Consider the following 13,489-nt stretch of genomic DNA (forward strand, 5'->3'; position numbering starts at 1 on the left):
TCGGGTCCAGTCAACAGAGGGTTTGCCATGCAGTCAGCCCATCCGCAGCGGGTCGTCACCGACTCCGCCCCGGACGCGAGAAGCATCAAGTCGCCGCCCAGCCGTACGCGTTGGAGGGTCTTCCTGCTCCTCCTCGGCATCGTCACGCTCAACTACGTCGACCGCGGCTCCGTGTCCGTGGCGCTGCCTCTGATCACCCGCGACCTGCACCTGTCGAAGGAGGTCACCGGCTTCGTGCTGAGCGCGTTCTTCTGGACGTACGCGCTGATGCAGATCCCCGGCGGCCGGCTGATCGACCGGTTCGGGCCGCGCCGGATGGCGGGCGGCGCCTGCGTCGGCTGGGGCCTCGCGACCGGTGCGACGGCGGCGGCCACCGGCGTCGGCTCGCTGCTCGCGGCCCGGCTCGCGCTCGGCGCCGTCGAGGCCCCGGTGATGCCGGCCGGCGGCAAGCTCAACGCGCACTGGCTGCCCGCGAAGGAGCGCGGGCGCGGCGCGGTCCTCATGGACGGCGGCGCTCCGCTCGGCTCCGCGCTCGGCGGCATCGCCATCTCGGGCCTCATCGCCTGGACGGGCAGCTGGCGGATCAGCTTCGTCGTCGCCGGCGCGGTGACCGTGGCCGTCGGCTTCCTGGCCCTGCGCTATCTGCGCGACACCCCGCGCGAGCACCCGGGCGTGAACGAGGCCGAGGCCGCGTACATCGAGGAGGCGCACGCCGAGGAGGACGCGGCCGCGCCGGGCGAGGACCGGCCCGCGAAGCTGCTCGACTACGTCAAGTACCGCTCGTTCTGGGGCATGTGCCTGGGCTGGATGGGCTTCAACGGCGTCTTCTACGGGCTGCTCACCTGGGGCCCGCTGTACCTGTCCGAGACCAAGGGCTTCGACATCGACTCCATCGGCTGGTCGACGCTGGTCATCTTCGGCGCCGGGTTCGTCGGCGAGCTGATCGGCGGCTGGCTCGCCGACCACTGGCGCTCGCGCGGCACCGCCGCCAACACCGTGCTGCGCACCCTGATGGGGATCGCGGGCGCGGCCGTGACAGCGGGGCTGCTCGGTGTCGTCCTGGTGCCGGACGCGATGACGGCCGTCGCGCTGCTCTCCGTCGTGCTGTTCTTCCTGCGCTGGGCGGGCCTGTACTGGGCGCTGCCCTCCACGCTCGGCGGGCGCGCCAACGCGGGGGTGGTCGGCGCCGCCATGAACCTGTCCGGCAACATCGCCGGGATCGTCACGCCCATCGCCGTCGGCTTCATCGTCGGTGGCACCGGCTCCTACACGTGGGCGCTGCTGTACTTCGTCGGCGCGGCGCTGCTGTTCACCGCCGCGTCCCTGGTCATCGACTACTCGAGGAGGCTCGTCGTCCGATGAGTGAGAACCAACGGCCGAGCGATCACCGTCCGCTGCGCGTGGGGATGCTCACGCCGTCCTCCAACACCTGCCTGGAACCCGTGACGTACGGGCTGCTCCAGGGCGCGGGGCCGGGGCTGGCCACCGCGCACTTCGCGCGCGTGCCGGTCACCCGGATCGCGCTCGACACGGGCAGCGACGCCCAGTTCGCCCCCGAGCCGATGCTGGCGGCGGCCCGGCAGCTCGCCGACGCCAAGGTCGACGTCCTGGTGTGGAACGGGACGTCGGGGTCCTGGCTCGGCGTCGAACGAGACCGCGCCCTGGCCGCCGCGCTCACCGCGGAGACCGGTATCCCGGCGACCACGTCGACGCTCGCGCTGCTCGACGCCTGCGCCGCCTACGGGGTGGACAGGCTCGGCCTCGCGCTGCCGTACACCCGGGACGTCGCCGACGCGATCGTGTCGACGTACGCGAAGGAGGGCCTGGAGTGCGTGCTCGCGGAGCCCTTCGGCGAGGACGACAACGAGGCCTTCGCCCGGATCGCGCCCGCCGACGTGGCCCGCCAGATCGAGGCCGCGGCCACCGACGGCGCGCAGGCCGTCGCCGTCGTCTGCACGAACGTGTACGGCGCCTTCGAGGCGGAGCGGCCCGAACGGGCCCTGGACATACCGGTGTTCGACAGCGTGAGCGCCACGCTGTGGCGGGCGCTCGACCTGGCCGGGGCGCGCCCGTCGTGGTCCGGGCACGGGCAGCTCCTGCGCGACGGCAGCCTGCGCGCCGACGTCCAGGGCACCTTGGAGAAGCTGCTGAAGGCGACCGGCGCCGACCGCACGACGTTCCGCGTCGACCTGCCCGGACACGGCCTGCACGTCGACCTCACCGCGGGCGAGGCGCTGGCCCCCGGCATCCGCTCCATCCGCCGCGACGCCTCCCTCGACCAGCGCCGCCTGGGCACCGTCGAGTGGCTCGAGGCCGAGCGCCGCCCGCTGGTGCAGCCGCACTTCCGCGACGCCCCGCACCCGCCGGAGGCGCTGAAGGACGTGTACGGAGTACGCGCCCAGATGTTGTCGCCCGTGCAGAGCGGCGGCGCGCTCACCGGCTGGATCTCCGTGCACAGCACGCGCGAGCGCGACTGGACGGACACCGACCGGCAGTCCCTCGCCGCGGCCACCGCCGAACTCACCGCCCGAATCCCCGGCTAGCAAGGAGCAGTTCACCCATGCCCAAGGACATCCAGATCGCCCTCGGCGTCGACGTCGACGCGGTCGCCGGCTGGCTCGGCAGCTACGGCGGCCAGGACTCCCCCAACGACATCCAGCGCGGCGTCTTCGCCGGCGAGATAGGCACCCCGCGCCTGCTCAAGCTCTTCGAGCGGTACGGGATCCGCACCTCGTGGTTCATCCCCGGCCACTCCATCGAGACGTTCCCCGAGCAGACCCGGATGGTCGTGGAGGCGGGCCACGAGATCGGCGCGCACGGCTACTCGCACGAGAACCCGATCGAGATGTCGCCGCAGCAGGAGGAGGACGTCCTCGCCAAGTCGGTCGAGCTGATCGAGGAGTTCACCGGCCGCGGCCCCAAGGGCTACGTAGCGCCCTGGTGGGAGATGTCGGAGTCGACGGCGGCCCTGCTCCACAAGTACGGCTTTTCCTACGACCATTCGCAGAACTACCGGGACTTCACGCCGTTCTACGCCCGCGTCGGCGACTCCTGGACGAAGATCGACTACACGGGCGACGCCAAGGACTGGATGAAGCCGCTCGTGCACGGCAGCGAGGTCGACCTCGTCGAGTTCTGCGGCAACTGGTACGTGGACGACCTGCCGCCCATGATGTTCAACAAGCACGCCCACAACAGCCACGGATACGTCTCGCCGCGCGCCCTGGAGCAGGACTGGCGCGACCAATTCGACTGGGTGCACCGTGAGTTGGACTACGCCGTGCTGCCCATCACGCTCCACCCGGACGTCTCGGGCCGCCCCAACGTCCTGCTGATGCTGGAGCGCTTCATCGAGTACGTCTCCGGGCACGAGGGCGTGTCGTTCGTGACCCTGGAGGACGCGGCCGACGCCTTCCGGCGCCGCTTCCCGTTCGGCGGCACCGAGCGCCCCGCCGACATGCGCTGATCCTTTACACGGTGGCAACGGGGGGCGCTCCAGCGGAAACGCGGGGCGCCCTCCCGCGTAACAAGCGGCTTCTACCTTCACTCGCGTTTGCGGTATACCAACCGGTCCTCCTCACCCTCACGGAGCGGCACATGGCCAGCGCTGAAGAGTACGAACACGCACCAGTCCCGCCCACCGCCCGCAAGAGCCTCCCGTCGGTGGCCGCCGTGTGGTTCGGCTTCCCGATGAACCTCGGCAACGCCGTCTTCGGCGGCGTGATCGTCTACAACCTCGGCCTCGTCGAGGGCCTCCTCGCGATCCTCGCCGGCAACCTCGTCCTGTTCGGCTACGTCGGCGCGCTGAGCCACTACGCGGGCCGCACCGGCGAGAACTTCGCGCTCCAGGCCGCCGACACCTTCGGGCGCCGCGGCAGGATCGCCGCGGCCGGGCTGCTCGCGACCGTCGTCATCGGCTGGTTCAGCTTCCAGGTCGGCCTCACCGGGACGACCCTCCAGGACACGCTCGGCTGGACGCCCATGTGGGGCGCGCTCCTCGGCTGCGCGGTCTACACGCTGCTCACCGTCGCCGGGATCCGCGCCCTCGCCCTCGTCGGCGCCGTCGCGACACCCCTGTTCGTGATCCTCGCGGCGGTAGCCATCGGCTACGGCACGGGCCACACCTCCCCCTCCGACGCGCTCACCTACCAAGGCACGGGCGGCACCCTCGGGTTCGGCGGGGCCGTCGCCATCGTCATCGCCGGGTTCGCCGACTCGGGCACCATGACGGCCGACTTCACCCGCTGGTCCAGGAGCGGACGCAGCGCGGTCGTCGCCACGGCCTTCGCCTTCCCGTTCGCCAATTTCGTCGCGTACGCGCTCGGCGGCGTCGTCGTCGCGATCGGCGGGTCCGCGGACCCCGCGGCCGACGGCGGGGGCTTCCTGCCGCTGCTCACCGGGCACGGGCCGCTGCTCACGGCGCTCGCGGTGCTGTTCGTCTTCGTCAACCTCGGCTCCGTCGCCTCGCACTGCCTCTACAACGGCGCCGTCGGCTGGTCCGCGCTCACCCCCGCGAAGATGCGCCCGCTCGCCCTCGGACTCGGCCTGGTGGGGCTGCTGTTCGCGCTGAGCGGCGTGTGGGGCCACTTCGTCGACTGGCTGAACCTGCTCGGCGTGTTCGTGCCGCCGATCGGCGCCGTGCTCATCGCGGACCAGTACCTGCGCCGCAGGGGCCGGGCGCCCGTCGCCCGCGACTACCGGTGGGGCGCGCTCGGCGCGTGGGCGGCCGGGGCGCTCGTCGCGGGCCTCGCGCACTACCTCCTGCCCGGCTCCGTCGATCCGCTGTTCGGCATAGTGGTCGCGGCGGGCGTCCACGTGCTGGTCGAGCGGCGCACGACACCGCGGCACACCTCGGCCGGACCCGCCGTCGACGCGGCCGGCACCACCACCGTCCGCACCGCAACACCAGAGAAGGGCCTTACGTGAACCCCACCGACGCCGGCGAGCTCTGCCGCCTGTCCGCCACCGAGACCGCGGCGCTGATCCGCTCGCGGGAGCTGTCCCCGGTCGAGGTCACGGACGCGGTGCTCGACCGGATGGAGACCGTGGACGGGGAGCTGGGCGCGTTCTGCACGCCCACGCCTGACCTGGCCCGCGCCGCCGCCCGGCGGATCGCGGACGACATCGTGGCGGGCCGTGAGACGGGTCCGCTCGCCGGTGTCCCGCTCGGCGTCAAGGACCTGATCTCCACGAAGGGCATCCGGACGACGTCGGGCTCGCACGCGTACGCGGACTTCGTGCCGGACGAGGACGACATCGTGGTGGAGCGGTCCGTCGCGGCGGGCGCCGTCGTCCTCGGCAAGACCAACGCCACCGAGTTCGGCTACAGCGCGACCGGCCACAACCCGCTGTTCCCGCCGACCCGCAACCCGTGGGACCTCGCCCTGACCCCGGGCGGTTCCAGTGCCGGTTCGGCGGCGGCCGTCGCGGCAGGGCTCGGCCCGGTGGCGCTCGGCAGCGACGGCGGCGGCTCCGTGCGCGTACCGGCCGCGCTGTGCGGGATCTTCGGGTTCAAGGCGTCGATGGGGCGGGTGCCGGTGTATCCGGGCTGCCGCGACGAACGCCATCCGGGCGTCTCCGGCTGGGAGTCGGTCGAGCACATCGGCCCGCTGACCCGCACCGTCGCCGACGCCGCCCTGATGCTCTCCGTGCTCACCGGGCCCGACCCTCGCGACCGGCACTCGATCCCGTGCGCCGACGTGGACTGGACCGTGCGCCGGCCGACCGGACCGCTGCGCATCGCCTACAGCCCGGACCTCGGCCGCGTCGCCGTCGACCCCGAGGTGCGCCGGGTGACGGACGAGGCGGCGCGGGTCTTCGAGAAGGACCTGGGCGCCGAGGTCGACCGGATCGACCTCCAACTCCCCGACTATAGCGCGGCGTTCGGGGCGATCGTCGCCGCGGAGACCGACCTGACGGGCATGCGGGCCATGGCCGACCGGCTCGGACCCGCCATGTCCCCGCACCTGGCGGCGCTCCTGCGCACCCCGTGGACGGCCGAGCAGTTCACCGACGCCAACCTGGTGCGCAAGGCGGTCGCCAACCAGATGGCCCGGCTGATGGCGACGTACGACCTGATCCTCACGCCGACCACCTCCGTCGCCGCGTTCCCCGTCGGCGTACAGGGCCCCGAGCTGATCGACGGCCGGATGGTGACCACGGACCACTGGACGTCGTTCACCCCGCTCGCCAACCTCACCGGCCAGCCCGCCGCCTCGCTCCCGGCGGGCCGCACACGCGCCGGCCTCCCGGTCGGCGTGCAGCTGATCGGCCGACACCTCGCGGACGGCGCACTCCTGGACGTGTGCGCGGCCTACGAGGAGGCGGCACCGTGGCGGGACGCGTGGCCGACGGCGGTGTGACGACGACGAGTTGACGCCGACGAGTCGACGCCGGAGCCTGCCGGAAGGGCCTACCGCACATCCCCGTACTCGCTCAACACCCCTTGCGGAGCAAGCGCGTTGACGTAGTGCGCCGGACCGTGATCATCGAAGGAGTACTTGAACGGGAGCGTCCGTGTCAGGGCGAGGCGTGCCGCGAAGAAGGCGAGCGGGGCCACGACCGCCAGGCCCGCGAGGCTGTCCATCTGGGGGTAGGGCAGGGCGGGTTCCACCCGCTCGACCCAGCCCTCCTCACGGGCGCGGCCCGGTATCGCGCCCACGCGGCGCAGCCTCCGTAAGGGGTTCGCGCCGGTGAGGAGGTCGCCGGGGAAGGATGCCGCCTCGGCCGCGGCGTCGGCCGCCGCCGTGAACATCGCGTCGACCGCGCTGCGCGGCCTGCGGAAGTGGAACTCGCGGCCGAACGGGGCGTAGGGGCCGACGGGCCGCGGCGGCAGCGCGGGCACCACGTCGCGGTCGTAGATGTAGCGCAGGAGGCGGTCGCGCAGCAGGTGGGTGCCGTTGCTGTCGACGGTGTCCACGCAGGCCTTCGCCAGGTCGGGGCCGCCGATCATGGGCTGCCCGAACGTGTAGACGGCGCGCAGCCGGCGGGCGATGTGGGCGTAGCGGGGCTCGTGGACGAGGGTGACCGCCATCAGGGCCGCCATGGCCGCGCCCAGGCTGTGCCCGGTGATGTAGAGCGCTTCGAGGCCGGGGCCGCGGGTGCCCGGCTCGTCCGGGTCGATGGACTCGCCGCGCACCGCGCGCTCCAGGGCCTGGAGGATCAGATAGCGGGTGGCGCGCATGTTGCGGTAGAAGCCCGCGTGCACCGCGTAGTCGGTGCCGTCCAGGTCGACGGCGAGGGTCTCGGGGCGGACGTCGGCGTCGGTGAGGATGCTGATGATGTCCTCGGGCTGCGTGCCCCGGTAGCAGAGGATCGCGGTCCTGCGGTCCTCGTCCTGGATCAGGTAGGCCGCGGAGGCGATGTACAGCGCGTCGACGCGCTGTTCGAAGACGCGGCACCGGTTGCGTTCCAGACCGAGCCGTGTCGCCATCATCGCGACGGTCTCCGCGTCGCCTCCCTCCTCGACACCGGCGTACGCGTACGCGGACAGGGTCGCCATCGTGTGTGGGAGCACGCCCGCCGGATCAGGGTGTTCCTTGTCCTCCCTGAGCAGGCGCGGCAGTTCGGGGTGGACGGGAAAGGTGGTCCTGCCCGGTTCGACGAACGTGGCCTCCTTCAGGGGGCGCAGGTCGGCGAAGGCGGGTCCGTGCACGATCGTCTGCCGCATGGGACCTCCCGTAGCGCGGGCTGTGCAGCACACCACCGGCGCACGGCAGCGTCAAGGCGTCGTCGATCGGCCATGAGCGCGGCCCGCGGGTGGGGCGGGAGAGGGGCGGGCGACGGGCGGTGCGCCCGCCCGGCGACGGCCGGGCGCTGACAGGCGCAAACCCCGGTGTGCGTACGGGAGTTCGCGCGCGCGTACATGGCGGGAACGGTCGCTGCGGCAGGTCCGACGGCGCCGATACGGTCGCTGCCCTCCCTTCTGTGCCCCACTACGCCCCCGCTCCAGGAACCTTCTCCACGTATCTCCGACAGGGACGGCAACCGATGGCCGAGAACGCACGTCAGCCACAGTACGAGCAGGCTTCGTACAAGCCTGCGCAGTACGAGCGGTACGAGGGCGGCAGTCCCGAGGCCGAGCGCCTCGTGTTCGAACGCCTCGCGCGAGAGATCATGAAGGTTCAGGTCGCGAACCGGCGGGCCAGTGGCGCCCAGGGCTTCGAGCGGGCCTTCCACGCGAAGGCCGCGCTCGGCGTGGAGAACGCCCGCCTGCGGTTCAACGACGACCTTCCGGCCGCGCTGCGCGGCGACTTCGCCCAGCCCGGTGCCGACTATCCGGCGACCGTACGGATCTCCAACGCGAGCGGCATGCGCGGCCCCGACGGGGCGCCCGACCTGCACGGGATCGCCGTGCGCGTAAGGGTGTCCGCTGAGCAGAGCCACGACCTGCTCGCGACCGGCTTCCCGGTGTCGCACGCCCGCGACGCCCGCGAGTTCGTGGCGTTCGCCAAGGCGATGGCCGGGGCCCGTAATCCGTTGCAGAAGGCGTTCGGTCTGTTCGTGAAGCTGCCGCTCGCCGTCGGCCTCGGCACCGCGAACCGGATGCGCCAGAACGTCCAGGCCGCGACCCGACACACCGTCAACAGCCTTGCCCGCGAGACTTATTGGAGTCGCGGCGCGATGCTGTGGAGCGAGGCGGGGCCGGTCCGCTTCCTGCTGCGGCCCGCCGTGGGCGGCGGGCCCGAGCCGCGCCCCGACCGCCGCGACCCGAACTTCCTGCACCGGGAGCTCGGCCGCCGGCTCTCCCGCGACGACGTCGCCTTCGACCTGTGCGTGCAGCGCTACGTCGACGAGCGGCGCACCCCCGTCGAGGACGGCTCCGTGGAGTGGAAGGAGGCGATCACGCCTCCGATCCCCGTGGCCCGGCTGACCGTTCCGAGGCAGGACATCACGACGGCCGAGGCAGGGTCGGCGGCCCGGCGGGTCGAGGAGCTCTCCTTCAACCCCTGGTACACGACCGAGGAGTTCAGGCCGCTGGGCAACCTCAACCGGGCCCGCAAGGCGGCGTACCAGGCGAGCAGCGCGCAGCGGCACGGCACCCGCTTCACCCCGCACGAGCCGCTCAGGAACCGGGTCGCCGGCGCGCCCGTCGGCTTCGCCTTCCGCCTCCTGAACCGGTATGTCCCGTGGCACCGGCTGCCGTTGGAGCTGAGCCTGCTCAACCTGGTGTTCCTGCGGAAGGTGCTGCGCCGCCTCAACCTGATCGACGCGGACGTCCACGAGGCACCGCCGAAGGCCGAGCCGGTGCCGGTCCCGGTCGACGAGCGGTTGCGCACGGAGCGTTCCTACGACGGCACGTACAACGATCTGTCCGAGCCGAAGATGGGCGCGGTGGGCGCCGCGTTCGGCCGCAATCTCACGCCCGTGTACCGGCCCGACCTCTTCGACACCCCGAACCCGGTGACGGTCAGCCGCAGCCTGCTGGCCCGCGACAGCTTCGTCCCGGCGACCTCGCTGAACATCCTGGCGGCGGCCTGGATCCAGTTCCAGGTGCACGACTGGGTCAACCACCGCCGCTACAAGGCAGGCGACAAGGCTGTCGAGGTGCCGCTGCCGCCGGGCGGCGGATCGTGGGTCAACACGCCCGGCGGGCCCCAGGAGAGCGTGATGCGGTTCGCCGAGAACGAGGGCATCGAGCTGCCCGGCGACCGGCCGCCGATCCTGTTCGGCAACACGGCCTCGCACTGGTGGGACGGCTCCGAGGTGTACGGCGGCGACGAGCAGACCGCGCGACAGTTGCGTGAACCCGAGGGCGGGGCACGCCTGTTGCTGGACGGCGGGCACATCCCGATCGACCGGACCGGCATCCCGATCACCGGCTTCAAGGACAACTGGTGGATGGGCCTCAGCGCGATGCACACCCTGTTCGCGCGCGAGCACAACGCGGTGTGCGACGCGCTGCGCGCGGAGTACCCGTCGATGAGCGAGGAGCGGATCTACCACACGGCGCGGCTCGTGGTGTCCGCGCTGATCGCGAAGATCCACACGGTGGAGTGGACGCCGGCGATCCTCGCGACGAAGGCCATCGACATCGGCCTGCGCACCAACTGGGAGGGCCCGCCCCGGAATTGGCTGAACCAGCTGGGCCTGTGGCTGCTCGAATCGCACTCCCTGACGGGCATCCCGAAGACGATGCCGGACCACCACGGCGCCCCGTACTCGCTGACCGAGGACTTCGTCACGGTCTACCGCATGCACCCGCTGATCCCCGACGACTACGAGCTGCGCGAGCACCGCTTCGGGCAGCGCCTCGAAACGCTCGGCTTCAACGACATCCAGGGCGCGGCGGCCGAGAGCCAGATCCGCAAGACGGGCCTGGCGGACACCCTCTACTCGTTCGGTATCGCGCACCCGGGCGCGATCACGCTGCACAACTACCCGCAGTCGCTCACGCACTTCCAGCGCGATGGCGAGATCATCGACCTGTCGGTGGTCGACCTGGTGCGCACCCGAAGGCGCGGCGTGCCCCGCTACAACGACTTCCGTGCGGGCCTGCACAAGGAGCGCATCCGCCGCTTCGAGGACCTCACGCAGGAGCCGGAGACGCTGTCGCGCCTCAAGGAGGTGTACCGGAACGTCGACGAGATCGACACGGTCGTCGGCCTGTTCGCGGAGAACCCGCCGACCGGCTTCGGCTTCTCGGACACCGCGTTCCGCATCTTCATCCTGATGGCGACGCGGCGGTTGCAGAGCGACCGCTTCCTCACCGTCGACTACCGCCCGGAGATCTACACGCCGCTCGGCATCGACTGGGTGGAGAAGGGCGGCATGAAGTCCGTCATCATGCGGCACTGCCCGGACCTCGCGAGCCTGCTGCCGCGCGACGCGAGCGCGTTCGCGCCCTGGCGGCCCGTGACACCGGCCGAGAACGGCGGCGAGCATGGCTGACACCTCCTCGGGCCACAAGGGCCTCGACGACCTGCTCGCCCGCCCGTTCCTGAAGACGGTCTGGCGCCGCCGCACCCACCGGGTCTCCCGCGGCGCGTCGGTGCCGGCCGGATCCATGAGCTACAGCTCCAAGCACGAGCCGCAGCCGCTCAGCGAGCTGGAGGAGGCGCTGCTGATCGCGGTGACCGGCTCGACGGGCCTGACGATGCCGGACCGCCCCTTCGAGGACCCGCGCGACGGCAAACCGATCATGTCCAAGCCGAACCTGACGATGACGGGCCGCACGGCGGGCAGCCCCGACAACGCGCAGGGCACGTACTTCTTCCTGATCAACGACAGCGGTACGTACTTCCTGCGCAAGCTGCCCGCCGCGCCGCACGAGCCGTTCACCGCGCAGGCTCTGGTGGAGCGGGCCCGGCAGGCGAAGGTGAAGGTCCTCGACCACCGCCTGGACGTCGCCGAGGGCCTGCGCGACTTCCCGGCCTATCTGGACTCGAACCGCTTCCTGTCCAACCTGCCGGGCACGACCGTCCTGTTCCCGGTCGTCGACCTCTCGCACCAGTACATCAACGCCCTGATGTACCTGCTCACACAGCCGGACGGCGCCCGGCCGACCCTGGTCGACGACCGGAACCTCTACCGTCCGGCGGGCGTCAAGAAGTGGATCGACAACGGGTTCCTCAACAAGGACCTGAAGCTGCCGCTGGGCGCGCTCGGCCCGATGCGCACGCAGATCGAGGCGGATCTCCTGCTCCAGACGGTGATGCTGACGGCGGAGGCGATGGGCCTCGGCGCCTGGATCCACGCGTCGCTCAACCCGCCCATCGCGCTCGGCGACCCCAAGTTCACCAAGACGTACGGGCGGATGCTCGGCTTCACGTTCGTCACGCCGCGCTGGCGCCTCGCCGACCTGTGGCGCTGGCACGTCCCGCTGCCCAAGTACGCCAACCTGCGCTCGCACCCGGTGGGCCTGGCCGACCCGGCGACCGGCGAACCGCTGATCGCCGCCGCCTGCCCGCCCACGCACGCCTCGATGTCGGACGCCGTCGACGCGATCGTCAACGCCAAGTTCGGCACCGGCGGCACCTACGGCGACAAGGACGTCTTCGCCCGTATCTACAAGGAGGACTACGGGCAGCGCTATCTCGCCGAGGCCAGCGAGTACGACGAGCGCGTCATCGACTGCGCCCGCGACATCTGTACGTACATCCTGGCCACGCACCGCCGCTTCCCCGCGCACACGGACGCCATCCATGTGCCGGGGGTCTGGCTCCAGGCGCACCACGTGGAGGGCGAGTACTACGAGCGCTTCTTCACGAACGGGCTCACCGACGCGCACCGCGCGCACGACACGCTCTGGGACGGGGAGCCGATGAGTTGAGCCGGCCCGGGCGGTCCACCTCTGTACGCTCACGCGGACGACGCCACCGCACCCGTAGTAACCATTGGAGGACCGCCCGATGACCGAGAACACCGGCCTGACCGACGTCCTGGCCCCGCACGTGTCGAAGGGACCCGTGCCGGGGGCCGTCGGGCTCGTGGCCCGCGGCGACCGGGTCGAGGTGGCGGCCGTCGGCCACACCGACACCGACGGTGGGACGCCGATGGCCCGCGACTCCATCTTCCGCATCGCGTCGATCACCAAGCCGATCGTGGCGGCGGCCCTCATGACGCTCGTCGACGAGGGCCGCATCGCCCTGGACTCGCCGATCTCGCACTGGCTGCCCGAACTCGCCGCGCCGAACGTGGTGCGCGATCCGGCGGGCCCGATCGAGGACGTCGTCCCGGCTGCCCGGCCGATCACGGTGGAGGACCTCCTCACCTTCCGGGCCGGCTGGGGCTTCGCCTCGGACTTCTCGCTCCCGGCCATGCAGCCCCTGTTCGCGCTGATGGACCCGAACCACCCGCAGCGGGTGCCCGAGCCGGACACCTGGCTGGCCTCGCTCGCCGGGGTGCCGCTCCTGTACCAGCCCGGCGAGGCCTGGCTCTACAACGCGTGCTCGGACATCCAGGGCGTGCTCATCTCGCGGATGACGAGCGACTCGCTGCCCGACTTCCTCGCCGAGCGGATCTTCGAGCCGCTCGGCATGGTGGACACCGGCTTCGAGGTCCCCGCCGCCAAGCGCGACCGCTTCACCAGCGCTTACGTACCCACGCCGGACGGCGGCGCCGAACTCGTCGACGCCCCGGACGGTGACTGGAGCAGCCTGCCCGCGTTCCCGTCGGGAGCGGGCGGCCTCGCCTCCACGGCCGACGACTGGCTGGCGTTCGCCCGCATGCTGCTCGCCGGCGGCGGGTCCGTGCTGTCCGCCGACTCGGTGCGGCTGATGACCACGGACCACCTGACCGCCGAACAGCGCGCGGCGAGCGGCCTGTTCACGGAGGGCGAGGGCTGGGGCTTCGGCGGCTCCGTCGACGTCACCCGCACCCACCCGTACAACGTGCCGGGCCGCTACGGCTGGGTGGGTGGCACCGGCACGTCCGCCCACCTCACCCCGTCGACCGGGACGGTGTCGATCCTGATGACCCAACTCGGCATGGCCGGGCCGACACCGCCGCAGATCATGCGGGACTTCTGGACGTACGCGGCGTCCTGACG

9 protein-coding genes are annotated in these 13,489 nt (G+C 71.8%); 8 read left to right on the top strand and 1 reads right to left on the bottom strand.

Annotation, left to right across the window (positions count from 1 at the left end):
• Positions 1-27 precede the first annotated feature (27 nt).
• From ACP4E5_RS10830 to ACP4E5_RS10850, 5 genes are all read left to right on the top strand, one after another.
• Positions 28-1,362, top strand: a complete 1,335-nt coding sequence (locus ACP4E5_RS10830; protein ID WP_425827387.1) for an MFS transporter — start codon at positions 28-30, stop codon at positions 1,360-1,362.
• A complete protein-coding gene (locus tag ACP4E5_RS10835) occupies positions 1,359-2,543 on the top strand; it encodes an aspartate racemase/maleate isomerase family protein (RefSeq protein ID WP_425827389.1) in 1,185 nt (394 codons plus the stop codon). The genes ACP4E5_RS10830 and ACP4E5_RS10835 overlap by 4 nt, the downstream gene beginning before the upstream one ends.
• Positions 2,544-2,560: 17 nt before the next feature.
• Positions 2,561-3,466, top strand: coding sequence for a polysaccharide deacetylase family protein (locus ACP4E5_RS10840; RefSeq protein WP_425827391.1), 906 nt, complete (start codon positions 2,561-2,563; stop codon positions 3,464-3,466).
• A gap of 131 nt (positions 3,467-3,597) precedes the next feature.
• Positions 3,598-4,926 (top strand): purine-cytosine permease family protein, encoded by a 1,329-nt coding sequence (locus ACP4E5_RS10845; protein WP_425827392.1) that lies wholly within the window; start codon positions 3,598-3,600, stop codon positions 4,924-4,926.
• Positions 4,923-6,362 (top strand): amidase, encoded by a 1,440-nt coding sequence (locus ACP4E5_RS10850; protein ID WP_425827394.1) that lies wholly within the window; start codon positions 4,923-4,925, stop codon positions 6,360-6,362. Before ACP4E5_RS10845 ends, ACP4E5_RS10850 begins: the two co-directional genes overlap by 4 nt.
• A 50-nt stretch (positions 6,363-6,412) precedes the next feature.
• On the opposite strand, the gene ACP4E5_RS10855 is transcribed toward ACP4E5_RS10850, so the two are convergent.
• Entirely contained in the window at positions 6,413-7,669 is a 1,257-nt protein-coding gene (locus ACP4E5_RS10855; protein ID WP_425827396.1) for a lipase family protein, read from the bottom strand.
• Positions 7,670-7,989: 320 nt separating this feature from the next.
• Between ACP4E5_RS10855 and ACP4E5_RS10860 the strand changes: the two genes are divergently transcribed.
• The 3 genes from ACP4E5_RS10860 (at position 7,990) to ACP4E5_RS10870 (ending at position 13,487) form a co-directional block, all read left to right on the top strand.
• A complete protein-coding gene (locus tag ACP4E5_RS10860; protein WP_425827398.1) occupies positions 7,990-10,890 on the top strand; it encodes a peroxidase family protein in 2,901 nt (966 codons plus the stop codon).
• Positions 10,883-12,271, top strand: coding sequence for a hypothetical protein (locus ACP4E5_RS10865; RefSeq protein ID WP_425827400.1), 1,389 nt, complete (start codon positions 10,883-10,885; stop codon positions 12,269-12,271). The genes ACP4E5_RS10860 and ACP4E5_RS10865 overlap by 8 nt, the downstream gene beginning before the upstream one ends.
• 79 nt (positions 12,272-12,350) lie before the next feature.
• A complete protein-coding gene (locus tag ACP4E5_RS10870; protein WP_425827402.1) occupies positions 12,351-13,487 on the top strand; it encodes a serine hydrolase domain-containing protein in 1,137 nt (378 codons plus the stop codon).
• Positions 13,488-13,489: the final 2 nt, after the last annotated feature.

This window comes from Streptomyces fractus (genome assembly GCF_049844455.1).
Lineage (GTDB): Bacteria > Actinomycetota > Actinomycetes > Streptomycetales > Streptomycetaceae > Streptomyces > Streptomyces fractus.

Excerpts from the sequence above, each read along its gene's own strand:
- ACP4E5_RS10830 (WP_425827387.1), top strand. The coding sequence starts at position 28 with ATGCAGTCAGCCCATCCGCAGCGGGTCGTCACCGACTCCGCCCCGGAC.
- ACP4E5_RS10835 (WP_425827389.1), top strand. The coding sequence starts at position 1,359 with ATGAGTGAGAACCAACGGCCGAGCGATCACCGTCCGCTGCGCGTGGGG.
- ACP4E5_RS10840 (WP_425827391.1), top strand. The coding sequence starts at position 2,561 with ATGCCCAAGGACATCCAGATCGCCCTCGGCGTCGACGTCGACGCGGTC.
- ACP4E5_RS10845 (WP_425827392.1), top strand. The coding sequence starts at position 3,598 with ATGGCCAGCGCTGAAGAGTACGAACACGCACCAGTCCCGCCCACCGCC.
- ACP4E5_RS10855 (WP_425827396.1), bottom strand. The coding sequence starts at position 7,669 with ATGCGGCAGACGATCGTGCACGGACCCGCCTTCGCCGACCTGCGCCCC.
- ACP4E5_RS10860 (WP_425827398.1), top strand. The coding sequence starts at position 7,990 with ATGGCCGAGAACGCACGTCAGCCACAGTACGAGCAGGCTTCGTACAAG.
- ACP4E5_RS10865 (WP_425827400.1), top strand. The coding sequence starts at position 10,883 with ATGGCTGACACCTCCTCGGGCCACAAGGGCCTCGACGACCTGCTCGCC.
- ACP4E5_RS10870 (WP_425827402.1), top strand. The coding sequence starts at position 12,351 with ATGACCGAGAACACCGGCCTGACCGACGTCCTGGCCCCGCACGTGTCG.